The following is a 17,873-nucleotide window of genomic DNA, read 5'->3' on the forward strand; positions in this document are numbered from 1 at the left end:
GGAGTTGTATTGGGGAGTGTAGTATATGCAAGAAGTGAAGTTCTATGAAAGCGTGAGTGATGACCATCTGACGTTTGCCGTTGTCGTTTCACGCTATCGGGGCAAGTGGGTCTTCTGCAAGAAGAAGGGCGGGGAAACCTACGAAGTGCCGGGCGGCCGCCGAAAACCCGGCGAAAACATTGAGGAAACCGCCCGCCGGGAACTGTATGAGGAAACCGGTGCGGCAAGATTCCGCCTCTCTCCGGTGTGCGTTTACAGCTTTGAGGGCGCCGACGGGGAAGTGTTCGGCATGCTGTATTTTGCGGAAATTCAGGAATTCTTCGCATTGCCCGACTTTGAAATGGAACGTATTGATTTCTTAGAGAACATCCCCGAAAATCTGGCCTATCCGGAAATCGAACCTCAGCTCATTCATAAGGTGGAAGAAATCCTCTGAGATGCCGCTGTGAGATGGGAAAAATTCCGTTTGCATTAAGGCGTAAAATCCTTTCAGCGCAAATGAGCTTCGACTGAACGGTGAACATGAAAAAGCCCGAAACGTTTTTCAGCGTTTCGGGCTTTTTGTTCGCATATTCTTAATACTTAATGGTATTCAGGAACGAATCAACTTCACCGGCTTTGGAAGCGACCGCTTTGCAGAGTACTGCTGTTTTGTCTACGCGGACCAGCACATAGTTGATTTCACCGTTTGTAACCGTGTATTTGTTGTAATTGTCACTATCGACAACTGTCTTGGTCGTTCCGGTCTTCATGGAGTTTTTCTGGGTGCTGTACCAGTTCTGGGCAGAATAAGCGCTGGAGAACAAGTGATAATCAATTTCTACGTCGGAACCGTCTTTGGTGGCAACATAGCTCTTCGTGGCGCCGGAACTGTCATCTTTAGGCTCCGTTACCGTGTACCCGGCACTCTTTGCCTGCTTCTGGAACTCCTCGGCCGTAATTGCCTTGCGGGCGGAACATCCTGCAAAAATCGTAAGAACCGATGCCAAAAGAACGACGGCACAGATTTTCCATATTTTTTTCATGGAAAACACCCCAATATTCATGATTTTTGTGTGATTCATTTTATTATAGCGTTCCCATTTTGAATTGACAAGCCCGGATTTTACAGCCAGCTGTTCCGACTGCTTTTTTACTCGCGCATCAAAAGTTGGTGGTATAGGGCATAGTTTCCTGCGGATAATATGGATGTTAAAACTTTTCGCGCAGGAGGGAAAGAACATGAAAGCAACAGGCATCGTACGTAGAATCGACGACCTGGGTCGCATCGTTATCCCAAAAGAAATCCGCAGAACCCTGCGGATCCGCGAGGGCGACGCTCTGGAAATTTTTACGGATTCACAGGGCGATGTGATCTTTAAAAAATATTCTCCCGTTGGGGAGCTTTCCGCATTTGCCGCGGAGTATGCCGATGTTCTCAATCGGGTAGCCGGGCTGCCCGTCATTGTTTGTGACCGTGACCATGTGGTGGCAGCCGCCGGCGTACCGCGCAAAGAATATCTCGAGCGGCGCACTACGCCGGAGCTTGACGAATATGTGCAGTCCCGCCGCACGTTTGTGGATGAAAGCGGCGGCGAACGTCTCTTCCCCGTGGAGGGCATCGACCGCGTGGCGGAAATCGTCTGCCCGATTCTCGCTTCCAGCGACGTAACCGGTTCCGTCATTGTTCTGAAGCCGGAAGAAGGCGAAACGCTTCCTCCGCAGGAGCTCGCCACAAAGATGGCGCAGGTTGCGGCGGCTTTTCTGGGCAGGCACATGGAAGAATAATTGTGGCGCCCCAGACGGAGGCGAGAGGGATATTATTTTGTCTTGCTTTTTTCGTTGGGGCGTGGTAAAATGATTCCAGTATTTTAAAGTGAGGATGAAAGAGTGGGGCGACCCGCTCTTTTGTTTGTCTTAGAGGTGAATTCATTGGCAGGGTCAAAAAAGGGCGGCGTCGCTGAAACCGTCCGCAAGCTTGTTCTTCCTTATGCCGAAACCCTCGGGCTTTCGGTCTGGGACGTTCGCTATGTGCGCGAAGGCGGCGCATGGTACCTGAGAATATTCATTGACAAAGAGGGCGGCGTCGGCATTGAGGACTGTGAAAAGTTAAGCCGAGCTATTGATAAGCCGCTCGATGAGCTGGATCCTATCAAGGAATCCTACTGCCTTGAGGTTTCGTCGCCGGGCATCAACCGGGAACTAACGCGCCCCGAACATTTTGAAGCCTGCCTCGGTTCCCGTATTCATGTGCAGCTGATCCGCCCGCTGGAGGACGGACGTCGCCTGCTGACCGGAACGCTCAGCGCTTTTTCCGGTGCGGAATTCACCCTTGTGCCCGAATCCGGTGAACCGCTGCAAATCGCGCGGAAGGACACCGCCTCAGTCAAACTTTGTGACGATGATGTGTTGGAGGAGATTGAAGGATCATGAGAAGCAGAAAAAAGACGGAAACCCCTGCAGGCAGCAGTGAAATTTTTGAAGCCCTCGCCACGCTCGAACAAGCGCATGGCATTTCTATGGATTTTATGCTGGACCGCATCAAGAAGGCCATTGTTACAGCTTGCAAAAGCAGTTACGGCAACGATGACTGTATTGTTTCCATAGATCCGGCCAGGGGACTTTTTCTTGTGTTTCTCAACAAGACTGTTGTAGCGGACGTAACCGAACCGGGAAAAGAAATCAGCGTAGAAGATGCCAGAAACATTGACCCCACCGCGGTGGAAGGCGAAGTTGTTTCCGTTCCGATTGACACAAAGCAGTTCGGCCGCATCGCCGCCATGACGGCGCGCAACATCATCCGCCAAGGCATCCGCGACGGAGAGCGCAGCCGCATGCTGCAGGAATTTGAAAGCAAACAGCAGGAAGTTGTTTCCGCTTTAGTTGACCAGATTGACCCGCGCACCGGTGCGGCAACCCTCATCATCGGCAAGTCTGAGGCCGTGCTTCCGAAATCGGAGCAGGTTCCCGGTGAGACACTGCGGGTGGGCGACCATATTAAAGTTTATATCGCCGATGTCAAAGAAACCGAGCGCGGCCCGCGCGCCATCATCAGCCGCATTCACCCGAACCTCGTTCGCCGTCTGTTTGAAGCGGAGGTTCCCGAAATCTACGACGGCACCGTGGAAATCAAGTCCGTTTCGCGCGAAGCCGGCTCACGCACAAAAATCGCGGTTGTCAGCCATAACCCCAATGTTGACGCCGTCGGCTCCTGCATCGGCGCAAAGGGGATGCGCGTAAACCGCATTGTGGAAGAACTCGGCGGAGAAAAAATTGATATTGTGGAGTACAGCGACGACCCATGCAAATTCATTGCTTCGGCGCTTTCGCCCGCAACCGTTGTTGAGGTCGTTCCCGCGAAAGACGGTTCCCACGCCTGCCGCGTGAGCGTGCCGGATGAACAGCTTTCTCTCGCCATCGGCAACAAGGGCCAGAACGCCCGCCTTGCCGCGCGCCTGACCGGCTGGAAGATTGACATTAAGCCGCAGAGCGGTTTCTTCGGCGAAACGGATGAAACCGAAATGGACGAGGAGTCTGAGTCGGAACAAGAAGAATAATTTTCGTTGAATCACCACAGGGCAGAGGAGGGACCGCACTATGATTCGCAAAAAGAAAACGCCGCTACGCATGTGCACGGGCTGCGGCGAAATGAAACCAAAACAGGAACTCGTGCGCGTCGTCAAGTCACCCGAAGGAGAGATATCCCTTGATTTGACCGGCAAAAAGCCGGGCCGCGGCGCGTATGTATGCAAAAACATTGATTGCCTGAAGGCCGCTCGAAAAGCGCGCCGCTTTGAAAAAGCCTTCTCGTGCAAAATTCCGGATGAAATCTACGACCGCATGGAGGAGGAAATGCTTGGAAAAGAATGATCGACTGATGAACCTGCTGGGCCTTGCCAGAAAAGCCGGAAAACTTGAGCTTGGCAGCGAAGCAGTAAAACAGACTGTGCGCCGGCGCCGGGCGGCGTTGGTTCTCCTTTGTGCGGACCTTTCGCCGAAAAGTGCACAGTCCATAAGGGAAGAAGCCGAAAAAGCCGGCGTAAAAGCCATGGAACTTCCCGCAGGGATGGATACGGTACAGGCTGCTCTCGGGCAGAGGGCAGGTGTCTTGGCGGTAAAAGACAGCGGGTTCGCAGAAGCATTGCTTAAGCTTTGTGCGGAGGATCGAGGAGGAACGATACTATGATGGTGAAATACAGAGTCCGCGACGTTGCGAAGGATCTCAACGTCACCAATAAAGAAGTGCTCGAAACGTTAGAGAAATACACGAGCAAGCCTCACAAATACATGACTGCCCTCGAAGAGGACGAATTAGACATCGTATTTGAGGCTTTTACCCAAAAAAACAGCATGGAGAGTTTGGACAGCTACTTTGCGGAGGCTGCAAAGCAGAAGCCCGTTGTGGTTGAGGAAGCGCCCGATGTTGCGATTACTCCTGAAAAGTCTACCGCACAGCAGACGGAAAAACCGGCTCCCGCGGCGGAACAGCCTCGTCGTCAGGCAAAGCAGCAGGCGGCTGCTCAGGCTTCCCGCAAGGACGGACTTCCGGCCGCACAGCAGACTTCCCAGAAAGCCCAAAAAATGCAGCAGACGAAGCCCCAGCAGCAGTCTGCTCAAAAACAGCAGTCTGCACAGAAACAGCAGCCCGCTCAGAAACCTGCGCAAAAGCGTCCTCAGCAGCAGACTGTCCATATCGAGACCTCCGGCACAATCACTCGTCCGGCCGGCCGCATCATAGACACCCATGCGTCCCATGTCGAGCTGGACCGCTACGATGAAAAATATGACCGCCTCGCCTCCGAAAAGCTGAAATCCACCGATAATACGGTTAAGAAGCAAAAACTCGTTCAGAAGAGTTCCCGCTACCGCGGCAAACCGCACTCGTCCCGCAAGGAAACAGAGGCCGAACGTCTCCGCCGCATCGCGCTTGAGCGGAAAAACAAACCGATTACCGTGCAGATTCCGGATGAAATTACGGTCGGTGAGCTCGCCACGCGCCTGAAGGCGACGGCAGCCGAAGTCATCAAGAAGCTGATGAGCCTCGGCGTGTTCGCAACCGTCAACGACGTGATTGATTTTGACACTGCCTCCCTTGTCGCCATGGAATTCCACGCGAAGGTAAAGAAGGAAGTTGTCGTCACCATTGAGGAACGCATCATCGACGACAGTGAGGATGAAGACGACAATCTCGTTCCGCGCGCGCCGGTTGTTGTCGTTATGGGCCACGTTGACCACGGCAAGACCTCGCTCCTTGACGCAATCCGCCACACCAACGTCACCAGCATGGAAGCCGGCGGTATTACGCAGCACATCGGTGCTTACCGCGTCAAAGTCGACGGACGCGACGTTACCTTCCTCGACACCCCGGGCCATGAGGCATTCACCACCATGCGCGCCCGCGGCGCTCAGGTAACGGATGTCGCGATTCTCGTTGTTGCTGCCGACGACGGCGTCATGCCGCAGACGGTTGAAGCGATCAACCACGCGAAGGCGGCAAATATTCCCATTGTTGTCGCCATAAACAAGATGGATAAACCGGGTGCAAACCCCGAAGCTGTCATGGAGGAGCTGACGAAGTACGACATCGTTCCGGAAGCATGGGGCGGCGACGTTCCTTGCGTTCCGATTTCCGCGGTGAAAGGGACCGGCATTAAGGAACTTCTTGAAAACGTGCTCCTCGTTGCCGATTTGAAAGAACTGAAAGCAAATCCGGACCGCGCTGCAAAGGGTACTGTCATTGAAGCAAGGCTCGACAAGGGCCGCGGCCCGATTGCCACCGTTCTGGTCCAAAACGGCACCCTGCATGTAGGCGATATTATCGTAGCGGGCACAACCGTCGGCCGCGTACGCGCAATGACGGACGAAAACGGCAAACCGGTCAAAGCCGCAGAACCCAGCGTCCCAGTTGAAATTACCGGTCTCGACGATGTTCCAATGGGCGGCGACGTATTCAACGCCGTCACCGACGAGCGCCTTGCCCGCGAGCTCGTGGAACAGCGCCGCAACAAGCTGAAGGAAGAAAAATTCAACGCCCGCACCAAAGTAACGCTCGACAATCTGTTCGAGCAGATGCAGGAAGGCGAAATGAAGGAATTCCAGGTCATCGTCAAAGCAGACGTTCAGGGTTCCGTCGAAGCCGTGCGGCAGTCGCTTGAAAAGCTGAGCAACGACGAGGTCCGCGTCAACGTCATCCACAGCGGTGTCGGCGCCATCAGCGAATCCGACGTTATGTTGGCTGCCGCTTCCAACGCCGTCATCGTCGGCTTTAATGTACGGCCTGACAGCGTCGCGGAGGAAAACGCGAAGCGCGACGGGGTCGATATCCGCCTGTACCGCGTCATTTACGACTGCATCAACGAAATCAGCGCCGCACTCAAGGGTATGCTCGCGCCGAAGCTGCGTGAAGCCGCACTCGGCAAGGCAGAAGTGCGCCAGGTCTACCGCATCAGCAGCGTGGGAACCATCGCCGGTGCACACGTCACCACAGGCAAGGTTACCCGTTCCTCACAGGTCCGCGTCGTGCGCGACGGTATCGTGATTGCCGAGGACAGCATCGCCTCGCTCAAGCGCTTCAAAGACGACGTCAAGGAAGTTGCCGAAGGCTACGACTGCGGCATCGGCCTGACAAAGTTCAACGACATCAAGGAAGGCGACATTCTGGAAGCCTTCATCATGGAAGAATATACCGAGTAACAGCGTATGCCGCTTTGCCAAAACGGGCAAACTGCTGCCGGACAAAGCAATTAGCGGGAGGATCTCGAGGATTCTCCCGCTGAATTCGCATAGAGAGCGGCACACACCCCTTCTTGGGGCACAATGAATCATTGAGATATGTGCGGGCCGGCGCTGCCGCGGCCGCGCAGAAAAGCAGGGAGAGCCTGCCTTGTGGGAGGTAGAACACAATGCCAAGTCATAAGCTGGGGCGTGTCACAGAAGATATCATGCGGGAACTCACCGCAATTTTCCGCGAACTGAAAGATCCGCGCGTGCAGGGCCTCATCAGCATCGTGCGCGTGGAAGTGACGAACGACCTTTCTTACTGCACCGTCTATATCAGCTCCATGGACGGCCTTGACCGCGCAAAGGAAGCGGTGAAAGGCCTACGCTCCGCATCGGGATTCATCCGCCACGAGCTGAGCACGCGCCTTCACCTTCGCAAGGTGCCGGAGCTCCTGTTCCGCGCAACCGATTCGATTGAATACGGCGCAAACATCGCGCGGCTACTGAATGAGCTGAAGGACAAGGAGGACGAAAATGGCAACCCTTGAACGCATCGCTGAGGTGCTTCGCTCCGCGGACTGCGTGACGATTCTCTGCCACCAGTTCCCCGACGGCGACACCCTCGGCTCGGGCACGGCGCTTTGCCGCGGCCTGTGGAAGCTCGGGAAGCGCGCCGTCGTGCGCTGCTCTGACCCCATCGGGTCAAAGTTTGCTTATCTCTTCCGCGACCTTCCGGACGATGAGTTTGAGGGCGGACTTGTGATTTCCGTCGACGTTGCCGACGCCTCTTTGCTCGGACAGCCACTGCTTTCGCGCTATGAAGGTAAAATCGCGCTGGCCGTTGACCACCACCGTTCTAGGTCTCCGTTTGCCGCGGAAACGTATGTGGATTCCACTGCCGCCGCAACCTGCGAAATTATTTATGACCTCCTCGGCCTTCTGAACGTGCCGATTGACCCGCTGATTGCCAATTCGCTTTACACGGGCATTACCACAGACACCGGCTGTTTCAAATACGTCAACACCACGCCGCACACGCACCGTGTGGCGGCAAAGCTCATGGAGGCAGGCGCCGACTCGGTGGAGATCGACCGCGCCATGTTTGACACAAAGAGCCGCGCCCGCATCGAAATGGAGCGCCGCGTGCTCGACTCCATGCGCTTCTCGAAGGACGGGCGGATTGCGGTCATCCGCATCACAAAGCAGATGATTGCCGAAACGGGTGCCGTGGAAGATGACCTCGACGGCATCGCCAGCATCCCGCGCTGCATTGAGGGTGTACGCATCGGCATCACCCTGCGGGAAAAGGATGACGGAACCTACAAAGTGTCGCTGCGGGCAAGGCCCCCGGCAGACGCCTCCGTCATCTGTGAGCAGTTCGGCGGCGGCGGACACAAGGGTGCCGCGGGCTGCACCATCGCATTGCCACTCGACGAAGCAGAACAGAAGATTTTCGACGCAGCAGAAAGGTATTTGAGCGAGAACGTATGACTGGCATCCTCATAATGGACAAGCCGGCGGGCTTTACTTCCTTTGATGTAGTTGCTGTTATGCGCGGTGTCTGCCGCGAACGCAAAATCGGCCACACCGGCACACTCGACCCAATGGCAACAGGCGTTCTGCCGCTCCTCCTCGGAACGGCCACACGCGCGCTGCCATTCCTTCCCGACACAGACAAAGAGTACGAGGCGGGGTTCCGCCTCGGCCTTGCAACCGATACCCAGGACAGCACGGGCAAGACGATTGCGGAAAGCTCCGTGCGTGCTTCGCGCGCCCAACTGGAATCCGTTCTGCCCCGTTTCCGCGGCGACATTCTGCAGACGCCGCCGATGTATTCCGCCGTTAGCGTGAACAGCCAGCGCCTCTATGACCTTGCGCGCCGCGGCATTGAGGTGGAACGCAAAAAACGGCCCATCACCATATTCCGGCTGGAACTCTTGGAGTTCGATGAAGCTACGCAGAGCGGACGTCTTTCCGTTTCCTGCTCCAAAGGGACCTATATCCGCACCCTCTGTGCAGACATCGGAGAAGCGCTCGGTACATACGGCGTGATGACCTCCCTGCGCCGCACACGAGCGGCTGGGTATTCGCTTTCCGACGCTGTCACGCTTGAGCAGGCAAAAGCGCTTGCGGCGGAGGGACGAATCGCCGAGCGTGTGCTTCCGGTGGAATCGCTGTTCACCTCCTATCCGGCGGTAACGGTATCCGCGGCACAGGCAGTGCGCTTTTCAAACGGCGGCGCACTCGACCTCTCACGCACCTCCCTGCGCAGCGCGCAGCTCAGCGACGGAAGCCGTTTCCGCGTGCTTTCGCCGGAGAATGTGTTCCTCGGCCTCGGTGAAGTGCGGGACAAAAATCTGGCTGTTCTCCGTCTGTTCCCCAGAGAAGGCGGAACCAAGTAAAGCCGTTCAGGAGAGAACTGCAGCATGGAAATTTTCAGGACTTTAACGCCCGCCGAAACTCCGAGCGCCGTTGCGCTCGGCAGCTTTGACGGGATTCACCGCGGGCACCGGGAAGTCATTTCCCGTGCGCTTGCAGCCGAAAGCCGCGGACTGACACCCACGGTTTTTACATTCACGGAAAACCCGAAGGCGGGCAAGGATACCTTCGGCGGACTTCTCCTGACGCAAGAGGAAAAAATCCGTATTTTAAGCGAGATGGGCGTAAAACGCCTGTACCTCGTGGAGTTCGAGTCCATCCGTCCGATTTTGCCGGAGGACTTCGTTTCTAACATTCTGGCGGACGTCTGCCGGGCAAAGCTCGTCTGCTGCGGCTTCAACTTCACGTTCGGCAAAGACGGCCGCGCCGGAAGCCGCGAGCTGCGCAGCCTTTGCGCCGCGCAGGGCATTGAGACCTCCGTTGCGGAACCTGTCTTCGCGGAAGGCGGCCTGATTAGCTCCACCCGCATCCGCAATCTCCTCGCCGACGGAAAACCCGAGGAAGCGGCGCACCTGCTCGGCAGGCCGTTCGCCTACGAATCGCCGGTCATCGCCGGACGAAGGCTCGGCCGGGAGCTCGGCACTCCCACGCTGAATCAGGCAGTCCCGCCGGAACTTGTCCGACCAAAATTCGGCGTCTATGTATCCGCGGTGTCATTTGGGGATACAATAACCTTCGGTGTAACGAACGTGGGCGTTAAACCCACCGTCGGTTCCAACGCTGTGCTTGCCGAAACATGGATGCCTGCCTACCATGGACCGGAGCTTTACGGAAAAATCGTGCGCACCGCGCTGCTGAAATTCCTCCGCCCCGAAAGGAAGTTCGGAAGCCTTGAGGAACTGAAAGCAGCCATTCAGCACAACGGGGAACAAGCGGAACGCTATTTCCGCGAACACCCGGAGCTGTTTGACAGCAGGCGGTAATGGCGCACGACGGCGCACAAACTTTCAAGTTTAGGTGGCATTTACAAACTGGAAACCTTGTGATATACTATCAATATTGTACCCCTCTCACGGATTTGGGGAATCGCCCCGTCCCGGGGATTTCACCAGCCCTTTTCTGTGACTGCGGGAATTTTAGAAAAGGTGGAAATCACGATGCTGAAAGAAGAAAAAACCGAAATTATCAAGAAGTACGCTCTTCATGAAGGCGACACAGGCTCTCCGGAGGTGCAGATTGCACTTCTCACAACCCGCATTAACACTCTCACCGAGCACCTCCGCGTCCACAAGAAGGACCATCATTCCCGTCGCGGCCTGTACAAAATGATTGGTCAGCGCCGCAACCTCCTCAACTACCTGCAGAAGAATGATATTGAGCGTTACCGCTCCATCATTGAAAAGCTGAACATCCGTAAGTAATTTCGCTGCGAAAGGGCAGGCGGCAGGTGCCGTCTGCCTTTTCCCACATTTTTTCAGATTTGACGTTCACATGAGTGCGCGGGACTTAGCAGTGAAACGAGCGCCTTTTGCAGCAGCAAGACGTTGGTTTAATTGCTAAACCTGCCGCACTCTGACGATATTTTTCAGATACGGAGGATAAGCAATGTTTGAAAACTACCGCGTTTACAAAACCGACTTTGCAGGCCGTCCGCTGGTCATTGAGACCGGCAAAATGGCACAGCTTGCAAACGGTGAATGTCTTGTGCGCTACGGCGACACCGTAGTTCATGTGGCAGCAACCGCTTCCGCAAAACCGCGCGAGGGCGTGGATTTCTTCCCGCTTTCCGTCGATTTTGAGGAAAAGCTCTATTCCGTGGGTAAAATCCCGGGCTCCTACCTGAAGCGTGAGGGCCGCCCGAGCGACAAGGCCATTTTGGCCGCCCGCGTCATTGACCGCCCGATTCGTCCGTTGTTCCCGAAGGATATGCGCAACGACGTTTCCGTCGTCTGCACCGTTATGAGCGTGGACCACGACTGCTCGCCGGAAATCGCCGCAATGGTCGGCACGTCCATCGCCCTGAGCATTTCGGATATCCCGTGGAACGGCCCCATCTCCGGTGTTTCCGTGGGCTATATTGACGGCGAATACGTCATCAACCCGACCTCCGAACAGCGCAAGAAATCCCGCATGGCTGTAACCGTGGCCTCCACTTCGGAGCGCATCGCCATGATTGAAGCCGGCGCCGACGAAATTCCGGACGACGTCATGTACGGCGGCATCATGGCCGGCCACAAAGCGAACCAGCCCATCATCGAGTTTATCAAGAACATCCAGAGCGAAATCGGCAAACCGAAATTCACTTATCCGAGCAGTGAGCCGGATGAGGAAATGTTCAACGCCATTAAGGAGTTCGCAATTGACGACATCCGCGTGGCACTGGATACCGACGACAAGAAGGTTCGCGATGAGCGCCTGATTCCTATTTACGAAAAAGTTCACGAGAAGTTCGACGAAATATATCCCGAGCAGGAGGCAAAAATCGACGAATGCCTCTACAAGACCCAGAAATACGTTGTGCGCCGCTGGCTGCTCGACGAGCAGAAGCGCGTTGACGGCAGAAAAATGGACGAGATCCGCCCGCTTTCTGCGGAAGTTGGCCTGCTGCCGCGTGCACACGGTTCCGGACTGTTCACCCGCGGCCAGACGCAGGTGCTCACCGTTGCAACGCTCGGCTCCCTCGAAGACCAGCAGACTTTCGACGGCATTGACGAGGAAGTCAGCAAGCGCTATATTCATCAGTACAACATGCCTTCTTACTCCGTCGGCGAAACGAAGCCGAGCCGCGGCCCGGGCCGCCGCGAAATCGGACACGGCGCCCTTGCCGAGCGCGCCCTTGTTCCGGTGCTTCCTTCAATCGACGAGTTCCCATACACCCTTCGCCTTGTTTCTGAGGTTCTTTCCTCCAACGGCTCCACATCGCAGGCTTCTATCTGCGGTTCCACACTGGCGCTCATGGACGCAGGTGTTCCGATTAAGGCTCCTGTGGCAGGCATTTCCTGCGGCCTCATTACCGAGGGCGACCGCTGGATGACAATGGTGGACATTCAGGGCCTCGAGGACTTCTTCGGCGACATGGATTTCAAGGTTGCCGGAACGCACGCCGGCATCACCGCCATTCAGATGGACCTGAAGATTTCCGGCCTGACCCCGGAAATGATTAAGGAAGCCCTCTATAAGACACACAAAGCCCGCGATTATATCATCGACGAAGTTATCCTCAAAACCATTCCGGCACCGCGCAAAGAGCTTTCTCCGTATGCTCCGAAGATGCTCTCCATGGAAATTCCGATTGATAAGATTCGCGAAGTCATTGGCACCGGCGGCAAGGTCATTCAGAAGATCTGCTCCGAATGCGATGTTAAGATTGACGTGGAAGAAGACGGCCGTATTTATGTTACTGGTCTGAACCTCGACAACTGCAAGCGCGCCATGGGCATTATTGACACCATTGTCAACGATCCGGAGCCGGGTGCCATTTACAACGGCAAGGTAACGCGCCTGATGGATTTCGGCGCATTCGTTGAAATTGCTCCGGGCAAGGAAGGCCTTGTGCATATTTCCCAGCTCGATGTGAAGCATGTGGATCAGGTTACCGACGCGGTGAACGTGGGCGATGAAGTTATGGTCAAGGTTATGAATATCGACGATAAAGGAAGATTGAACCTTTCCCGCCGCGAAGCACTCATTGATGTTGAGGGGCTCGTTCCGGAGAACAAAGTCTCCGCACAGCGCCCCCAGCGCCGTTCGTTCGAGCATGACCGCCGTCAGGGCGGAAACCGCGGCGATTTCAACAGAGTTCGCCATCACCAGTAATTCGACGCAGCAATGCCTGTCTCCGCAAAAAACGGGGACAGGCTTTTTTTCCGGGCGCCAAAATATGCGCACCCGCATTTCAAATAATTTGTGTTTGTGCTATAATCAATTCATATATCGGAAAATACGCGAGAGGCGGAAATGATATGTCGGCAATTACGCAGGCAAAACGAGTCGTCGTGAAGGTTGGAACCTCCACGCTGACCTATGAAAATGGAAAAATGAATCTTCGCAGAATTGAGCGCTTGTGCCGGGTGCTCAGTGACCTGCAGAACTCCGGCAAGGAGATTATCCTTGTCACCTCCGGCGCAATCGGCGTAGGTGTGGGTAAACTCGGGCTCCCATCGCGCCCGCAGGAAACGGCAAAACGGCAGGCCATCGCTGCCGTGGGCCAGTGCGAACTGATGTTTATGTATGACAAGTTTTTCGGGGAATATAACCTCACGGTGGCGCAGGTACTTCTTACGGGCGACGTCATCGCAAATGAGCACAACCGCAAGAACACCGAAAACACGTTCAAGGAACTGCTCGATATGGGCATTATCCCCGTTGTAAACGAAAACGACACCGTCGCGGTCGATGAGCTGGAAGGCGCGCGTATCGGTGACAACGACACGCTTTCTGCCATCGTTGCCCGGTTGGTGAAAGCAGACCTTCTCGTCATTTTGACTGACATCGACGGCCTCTATGATAAGAACCCGTCCGTTGACCCAGACGCAAAGCGGATTCCCTATGTTCCGCGCGTCACCGATGAAATCCGCGCGCTGGCAGGGGGAACCGGCTCCAACCGTGGAACCGGCGGCATGGCCACGAAAGTACAGGCTGCGGCGTATGCGAACGAAGCGGGCATCACCTGCTGCATCATGAGCGGCGCCGTACCCGAAAAGCTCTATACTCTTTTTGAAGGCGCACAGATTGGGACAGTTTTCGGCAGCGCCAAAGGCTAAAATTAAGCTAAGGGGGAGACACGATGATGACGGACCTGACCGAACTCGGAAAAAAGGCAAAACAAGCCTCGCGCGCGCTTGCGTCGGCGGGGCCGAAAAAAGACGCCGCCCTTCTTGCGGCGGCAGACGGGCTTGAGCGCGAAGCCGCGAAGATTCTTGCGGCCAACCGCGAAGACCTTGAGGCAGCGCGCGCGGCAGGCATGACCGACGCTCTGCTGGACCGCCTTGCCCTGAACGAAGCGCGCATCAAGGGCATGGCTGACGGTCTGCGCAGCGTTGCGAATCAGACCGACCCCGTTGGGGAAGTTGTTTCCGGCATTACGCGCCCGAATGGGCTGCGCATCGAAAAAGTTCGTGTTCCGCTCGGCGTCATCGGCATCATCTACGAAGCAAGGCCGAACGTGACGGCTGACGCGGCCGCCATCTGCATTAAGGCGGGCAGCGCCGTCATTCTGCGCGGCGGGAAGGAAGCTCTGCGCACCAACACGGCAACGGAAGCCGTTCTGCGTTCCGCCATGGAGCAGGCGGGGCTCCCCGCCGACTGCGTGCAGCTTGTGCACGACACGTCGCACGACTCCGCAAAGGCCATGATGGAAATGACGGAGTACCTCGACGTTCTGATTCCCCGCGGCGGCAAAAACCTCATCCGCACCGTTACGGAAAATGCACGGGTTCCCGTCATTGAAACGGGCTGGGGCAACTGCCACATCTATGTGGACGAATCCGCCGACACGGAGATGGCCGCGGAAATCGTGTTCAACGCTAAAACCTCGCGTCCCTCGGTGTGCAACGCGGCAGAATCCCTGCTCGTCCACAGCGCGGCCGCCGAGCGTGTTCTTCCCGCCATTAAAAAGCGGCTTGACGAAAAGAACGTGGAGCTGCGCGGATGCGAGCGCACCCGCGCCATTCTCGGCAGCAGCGTAGTCCCCGCCACCGAGGAAGACTACGCTACAGAGTACCTCGACTACATCCTGTCGGTCAAAGTAGTCGACAGCCTCGACGAGGCCATCGCGCACATTGCGAAGTATTCCAGCGGGCACAGCGAGTGCATCGTGACGGAAAGCTACGAGAATGCCCGCCGCTTCACGCAGGAAGTGGATTCCGCCGCGGTCTACGTCAACGCCTCCACCCGCTTTACGGACGGCGGCGAATTCGGTTTAGGCGCGGAAATCGGTATCTCCACCCAGAAACTTCATGCACGCGGACCGATGGGCGCGCGTGAACTGACGACGACAAAATTCATCGTGACCGGCAGCGGCCAGGTACGATAGGAGTTGAACGGAAGCTATGAGCGAGAACGACACCCAAAACTCCGGGGGCATAGAGGGGTTTTCCGCAGACTACCGGAACGCGCATCCGCCGAAGCCGAAGGCGGAACGCCCTGCTCCGAGGCAATCTGCTCCGAAACAGTCTGCCTCGAACAAATCTGCTCCGAAACAGCCTGCACGGAACAGCACAGCGAAAAACGCTTCTTCCGCCAGGCCTAAGGCGGAAAAGAAACGTGTTTCAAAGCCGCTGCCAAAGGCCAGCATGGAAAATGAAAACGAACTCGACGACTTTCTGCCCGAAGGCGAAAAAAACGACGTCGAGTCATACCTCACAAAGTGGGACGAGGAGGAAAAGCCCCCCGTTTCTGTTCATACGGACCGTCAAGACCGGCAGCTCCGCCGTTCCGGGAAATACCGCTACGGGCTTTTTACCGGCTTTCTCGTGCTGCTGCTCGCCCTCGTGGGTGTCGTGTTCATAGCCGTCACGGCAGGGCAGCGCATCCACAGCGCTTTAACCGACGACAGCAAGCTGCGCGCCTACGACCAAGAGATAGCCGTCGTTGTGGCGCAGGACCCCGAGCCGTTTGAATCGCCCGACAAGGCGGACGAGGAATTTGTCCTGAATGCCTCTATCTGGAAGCTGATGATCGAACATTCCTCCGACTACACTACTTATGACGACATCGGCCGCACCGTTGTGCCTCTCGGCGACGTTGCGGAGGCGTGTGAAGAATTGTTCGGGCCGGACTGCACCCTGCACCCGCAAAGCCCGAAGACAGAATCCTTCTATACTTATGATTCTGAGAAAGCCCAGTTTCATATTGCGCTCTATTCGCAGGAGGGAGTCTACACTCCCTACACCGTGAGCGCAAAAAAAGAGGGCGACAGTGTCGTCCTCCGCGTGGGGTACGTTCCGCCGACGGATGCGACTCGCACCGCCTCTTCGTCGGTCAGCTCGGGAACGGAAAAGCCAACCCCAGCAAAATACATGGATTATGTTATAAAAACGAATGAGAAAACGAGAAAAGATTATATTTACGCCGTTCGCAAAGCCTCGTAGTGCCAGTTCAGGCAAGCAGATACATCATGGCGAAAAGGAGCGAATTGTCTGCCCTTTCCTCCATTAGAATCAGCAGGAGTATCAGAATGATGGCCCGTTCCGGGTCTTTGGTGAGAAAATCGAGTGCGCCGCCGAGCGGTTGATTGGCGGGCGGGTCCGGTCTCCGGTTCTGCCCGCTGTTTTGCCGTGGGCGCATGGGCATCTGCTGCATGCGCGGGTACGGCATATTCGGTTGCTGCGGAACATTCTGCTGCTGTGGGATATTCTGAGACTGCGGCGGTATTTCCTGCCGAGGCTCCGAAGTCGGTTCCTGCGGGGGAATCTCCGGCGCAGGCTGCGGCGGCGAAGGAGGCTCCGGTGCAGGCTGCGGCGGCTGGCGATTGATCGGAATTTGTGCACGGGCTTGCATTTCGCGTGCACGGCGAATCGCTTCCTGCCGAAGCTGACTCATCTCCCTCCCTTGCGGCACTGGATACTCTGCCATGGCCGTTTCCCCCTTTTCTGAATGATTTTTCGTCCGTTACAAGATGGATTGAAGCAGCCCGCTGTTTCTCAGGTAGGGCAAAATTCGGGCAAGCTGCAGGATTCGCATGGCTTCGTCAAGCCTTCTGCGGCGGTCTTCCCCGAGGAAGGGCCGCAGTGCGTTCAGCAGCCGTGTAGAATTATCTTCCTGCCTCATAGCGGAAAGCACCGGAGCCAGCTTCATCACCAAACCCATGACCTGCGGGTCCAGCGACGGCATCTGCCCCTGAGGCTGCGGCTGCGCGCGCTGCGTGTTCTGCTGCGGCGGCGGAGCCGGCTGGGGCTCATGATCCTGCTGTGAGGCGCCGCTGAACATCGCGGCAAGGTTTCTCAGCCGTTCCATGCTGGCCGGGTCGCTTAAAATCTCGCTCAGGCGGGAAGAGATGTCATCCATTTATTTTACCCCCAGCTCTTTCATCAGCTTCTGTGCTTCCGGCGATTGCAAAATCCGCTGGCACGCCTCTTTGTCGGCGAGTACAGATTCCAGCTTCTTTTTATCTTCTTCGCTCAGCTCACTAATGAGTTTATTAACAAGTTCTTGGCCGGCCTGTGGATTGTTCCCCATGTCAAATCACCCCCGCTATAAGATATGCGGAAGACAAAAAAGGTAGAACGAACTTCTCACACGGCCGACCCGCAGAATAGGGAGGTCTTTTTTTGCGGATCCTTGTTGTTTCCGATACCCACCGTGACCGCTATGCCCTGAGGAACGCCCTCTTGGCGCAGCCGAATGCCGAGGTTGTCATCCACCTTGGCGACGGGGAAGAAGAAGCGAATGAAATGAAACTCAACTTCCCCGAGAAAATGTTCCTTCAGGTGCGCGGCAACTGCGACTGGGGCAGCACTCTGCCCACCGAGGGCATCGCTCAATTTGAAGGGAAGCGTATTTTCTACACACACGGTTATACTTATAATGTGAAATTCGGGCTGTATGAAGCCGTTTCGGCGGCACGTGCAAAGAAGGCCGATGTTCTTCTCTTCGGCCACACGCATAACCCGATTGCCGAATACCGCGACGGGCTTTACATCATGAACCCGGGCAGCCTGAACGGAAGCAACGGAACCTACGGCACGCTTGACATTACGCCCGCAGGCATCGTTACAAACATCGTTTCCTGCGATTGACAGCGCCGCTCTAAAATGATACTCTAAAAAGAGTCGAATCGGCGCGCGAAACCAGCG

21 protein-coding genes are annotated in these 17,873 nt (G+C 56.1%); 17 read left to right on the forward strand and 4 right to left on the reverse strand.

The genetic code is table 11. The annotated features are described in order from the left end of the window. The first annotated feature begins 25 nt into the window (after positions 1-25). Positions 26-436 (forward strand): NUDIX hydrolase, encoded by a 411-nt coding sequence (locus NOG13_RS01380; RefSeq protein ID WP_283110533.1) that lies wholly within the window; start codon positions 26-28, stop codon positions 434-436. A 139-nt stretch (positions 437-575) separates the two neighbouring features. Here the strand turns inward: NOG13_RS01380 and NOG13_RS01385 are convergent, their stop codons facing one another. After that, positions 576-1,025 carry a hypothetical protein gene (locus tag NOG13_RS01385; protein WP_283110534.1) on the reverse strand — a complete coding sequence of 150 codons (450 nt, stop codon included), beginning with the start codon at positions 1,023-1,025 and terminating at the stop codon, positions 576-578. A gap of 196 nt (positions 1,026-1,221) precedes the next feature. Here NOG13_RS01385 and NOG13_RS01390 point away from each other — a divergent pair, with 196 nt between their 5' ends. The 15 genes from NOG13_RS01390 (at position 1,222) to NOG13_RS01460 (ending at position 16,169) form a co-directional block, all read left to right on the forward strand. Next, on the forward strand, positions 1,222-1,767 hold the full coding sequence (locus NOG13_RS01390) for a stage V sporulation T C-terminal domain-containing protein (protein ID WP_283110535.1): 546 nt from the start codon (positions 1,222-1,224) through the stop codon (positions 1,765-1,767). A gap of 135 nt (positions 1,768-1,902) precedes the next feature. Continuing rightward, the gene (locus tag NOG13_RS01395; RefSeq protein WP_283111202.1) at positions 1,903-2,412 is read left to right on the forward strand and encodes a ribosome maturation factor RimP; all 510 of its coding nucleotides are present in this window, start codon (positions 1,903-1,905) and stop codon (positions 2,410-2,412) included. Beyond that, positions 2,409-3,536, forward strand: a complete 1,128-nt coding sequence (gene nusA / locus NOG13_RS01400) for a transcription termination factor NusA (RefSeq protein WP_283110536.1) — start codon at positions 2,409-2,411, stop codon at positions 3,534-3,536. The genes NOG13_RS01395 and nusA overlap by 4 nt, the downstream gene beginning before the upstream one ends. A 40-nt stretch (positions 3,537-3,576) precedes the next feature. After that, entirely contained in the window at positions 3,577-3,849 is a 273-nt protein-coding gene (gene rnpM, locus NOG13_RS01405; protein ID WP_416201327.1) for an RNase P modulator RnpM, read from the forward strand. Next, positions 3,836-4,165, forward strand: coding sequence for a L7Ae/L30e/S12e/Gadd45 family ribosomal protein (locus tag NOG13_RS01410; RefSeq protein ID WP_283110537.1), 330 nt, complete (start codon positions 3,836-3,838; stop codon positions 4,163-4,165). The genes rnpM and NOG13_RS01410 overlap by 14 nt, the downstream gene beginning before the upstream one ends. Then, on the forward strand, positions 4,162-6,672 hold the full coding sequence (gene infB / locus NOG13_RS01415; RefSeq protein WP_283110538.1) for a translation initiation factor IF-2: 2,511 nt from the start codon (positions 4,162-4,164) through the stop codon (positions 6,670-6,672). Before NOG13_RS01410 ends, infB begins: the two co-directional genes overlap by 4 nt. A gap of 209 nt (positions 6,673-6,881) precedes the next feature. Next, the gene (gene rbfA, locus NOG13_RS01420; RefSeq protein WP_283110539.1) at positions 6,882-7,247 is read left to right on the forward strand and encodes a 30S ribosome-binding factor RbfA; all 366 of its coding nucleotides are present in this window, start codon (positions 6,882-6,884) and stop codon (positions 7,245-7,247) included. Continuing rightward, entirely contained in the window at positions 7,234-8,190 is a 957-nt protein-coding gene (locus NOG13_RS01425) for a DHH family phosphoesterase (protein ID WP_283110540.1), read from the forward strand. The genes rbfA and NOG13_RS01425 overlap by 14 nt, the downstream gene beginning before the upstream one ends. Continuing rightward, positions 8,187-9,101 carry a tRNA pseudouridine(55) synthase TruB gene (gene truB / locus NOG13_RS01430; protein ID WP_283110541.1) on the forward strand — a complete coding sequence of 305 codons (915 nt, stop codon included), beginning with the start codon at positions 8,187-8,189 and terminating at the stop codon, positions 9,099-9,101. Before NOG13_RS01425 ends, truB begins: the two co-directional genes overlap by 4 nt. A gap of 24 nt (positions 9,102-9,125) precedes the next feature. Next, positions 9,126-10,061: a riboflavin biosynthesis protein RibF gene (gene ribF, locus NOG13_RS01435; protein ID WP_283110542.1), complete on the forward strand. Its 936-nt coding sequence runs from the start codon at positions 9,126-9,128 to the stop codon at positions 10,059-10,061. A 174-nt stretch (positions 10,062-10,235) separates the two neighbouring features. Continuing rightward, positions 10,236-10,499 (forward strand): 30S ribosomal protein S15, encoded by a 264-nt coding sequence (gene rpsO / locus NOG13_RS01440; protein ID WP_283110543.1) that lies wholly within the window; start codon positions 10,236-10,238, stop codon positions 10,497-10,499. A gap of 184 nt (positions 10,500-10,683) precedes the next feature. Then, complete coding sequence (locus tag NOG13_RS01445; protein WP_283110544.1) at positions 10,684-12,894, forward strand: polyribonucleotide nucleotidyltransferase; 2,211 nt, start codon at positions 10,684-10,686, stop codon at positions 12,892-12,894. 146 nt (positions 12,895-13,040) lie between these two features. Continuing rightward, entirely contained in the window at positions 13,041-13,841 is an 801-nt protein-coding gene (proB, locus tag NOG13_RS01450; protein ID WP_283110545.1) for a glutamate 5-kinase, read from the forward strand. Positions 13,842-13,867: 26 nt separating this feature from the next. Then, a complete protein-coding gene (locus tag NOG13_RS01455) occupies positions 13,868-15,112 on the forward strand; it encodes a glutamate-5-semialdehyde dehydrogenase (protein WP_283111204.1) in 1,245 nt (414 codons plus the stop codon). 16 nt (positions 15,113-15,128) lie between these two features. Further along, entirely contained in the window at positions 15,129-16,169 is a 1,041-nt protein-coding gene (locus NOG13_RS01460) for a hypothetical protein (protein ID WP_283110546.1), read from the forward strand. A 7-nt stretch (positions 16,170-16,176) separates the two neighbouring features. Here NOG13_RS01460 and NOG13_RS01465 read toward each other — a convergent pair whose 3' ends face one another. Genes NOG13_RS01465 through NOG13_RS01475 form a run of 3 tightly spaced genes read right to left on the reverse strand, consistent with a single transcriptional unit; the run spans position 16,177 to position 17,256 of the window. Next, positions 16,177-16,653, reverse strand: a complete 477-nt coding sequence (locus NOG13_RS01465) for a hypothetical protein (RefSeq protein WP_283110547.1) — start codon at positions 16,651-16,653, stop codon at positions 16,177-16,179. Between the two features lie 36 nt (positions 16,654-16,689). After that, entirely contained in the window at positions 16,690-17,085 is a 396-nt protein-coding gene (locus NOG13_RS01470) for a hypothetical protein (RefSeq protein WP_283110548.1), read from the reverse strand. Next, complete coding sequence (locus tag NOG13_RS01475) at positions 17,086-17,256, reverse strand: hypothetical protein (RefSeq protein WP_283110549.1); 171 nt, start codon at positions 17,254-17,256, stop codon at positions 17,086-17,088. Positions 17,257-17,348: 92 nt separating this feature from the next. Here NOG13_RS01475 and NOG13_RS01480 point away from each other — a divergent pair, with 92 nt between their 5' ends. Further along, complete coding sequence (locus NOG13_RS01480; RefSeq protein WP_283110550.1) at positions 17,349-17,816, forward strand: YfcE family phosphodiesterase; 468 nt, start codon at positions 17,349-17,351, stop codon at positions 17,814-17,816. Positions 17,817-17,873: the final 57 nt, after the last annotated feature.

The sequence above is a fragment of the Thermocaproicibacter melissae genome (genome assembly GCF_024498295.1).
GTDB lineage: Bacteria > Bacillota > Clostridia > Oscillospirales > Acutalibacteraceae > Thermocaproicibacter > Thermocaproicibacter melissae.

Bases quoted from the DNA above. Each gene is read 5' to 3' on its own strand.
- NOG13_RS01380 (WP_283110533.1), top strand. From the start codon at position 26: ATGCAAGAAGTGAAGTTCTATGAAAGCGTGAGTGATGACCATCTGACG.
- NOG13_RS01385 (WP_283110534.1), bottom strand. From the start codon at position 1,025: ATGAAAAAAATATGGAAAATCTGTGCCGTCGTTCTTTTGGCATCGGTT.
- NOG13_RS01390 (WP_283110535.1), top strand. From the start codon at position 1,222: ATGAAAGCAACAGGCATCGTACGTAGAATCGACGACCTGGGTCGCATC.
- nusA (WP_283110536.1), top strand. From the start codon at position 2,409: ATGAGAAGCAGAAAAAAGACGGAAACCCCTGCAGGCAGCAGTGAAATT.
- rnpM (WP_416201327.1), top strand. From the start codon at position 3,577: ATGATTCGCAAAAAGAAAACGCCGCTACGCATGTGCACGGGCTGCGGC.
- infB (WP_283110538.1), top strand. From the start codon at position 4,162: ATGATGGTGAAATACAGAGTCCGCGACGTTGCGAAGGATCTCAACGTC.
- rbfA (WP_283110539.1), top strand. From the start codon at position 6,882: ATGCCAAGTCATAAGCTGGGGCGTGTCACAGAAGATATCATGCGGGAA.
- NOG13_RS01425 (WP_283110540.1), top strand. From the start codon at position 7,234: ATGGCAACCCTTGAACGCATCGCTGAGGTGCTTCGCTCCGCGGACTGC.
- truB (WP_283110541.1), top strand. From the start codon at position 8,187: ATGACTGGCATCCTCATAATGGACAAGCCGGCGGGCTTTACTTCCTTT.
- ribF (WP_283110542.1), top strand. From the start codon at position 9,126: ATGGAAATTTTCAGGACTTTAACGCCCGCCGAAACTCCGAGCGCCGTT.
- rpsO (WP_283110543.1), top strand. From the start codon at position 10,236: ATGCTGAAAGAAGAAAAAACCGAAATTATCAAGAAGTACGCTCTTCAT.
- NOG13_RS01445 (WP_283110544.1), top strand. From the start codon at position 10,684: ATGTTTGAAAACTACCGCGTTTACAAAACCGACTTTGCAGGCCGTCCG.
- proB (WP_283110545.1), top strand. From the start codon at position 13,041: ATGTCGGCAATTACGCAGGCAAAACGAGTCGTCGTGAAGGTTGGAACC.
- NOG13_RS01455 (WP_283111204.1), top strand. From the start codon at position 13,868: ATGACGGACCTGACCGAACTCGGAAAAAAGGCAAAACAAGCCTCGCGC.
- NOG13_RS01460 (WP_283110546.1), top strand. From the start codon at position 15,129: ATGAGCGAGAACGACACCCAAAACTCCGGGGGCATAGAGGGGTTTTCC.
- NOG13_RS01465 (WP_283110547.1), bottom strand. From the start codon at position 16,653: ATGGCAGAGTATCCAGTGCCGCAAGGGAGGGAGATGAGTCAGCTTCGG.
- NOG13_RS01470 (WP_283110548.1), bottom strand. From the start codon at position 17,085: ATGGATGACATCTCTTCCCGCCTGAGCGAGATTTTAAGCGACCCGGCC.
- NOG13_RS01475 (WP_283110549.1), bottom strand. From the start codon at position 17,256: ATGGGGAACAATCCACAGGCCGGCCAAGAACTTGTTAATAAACTCATT.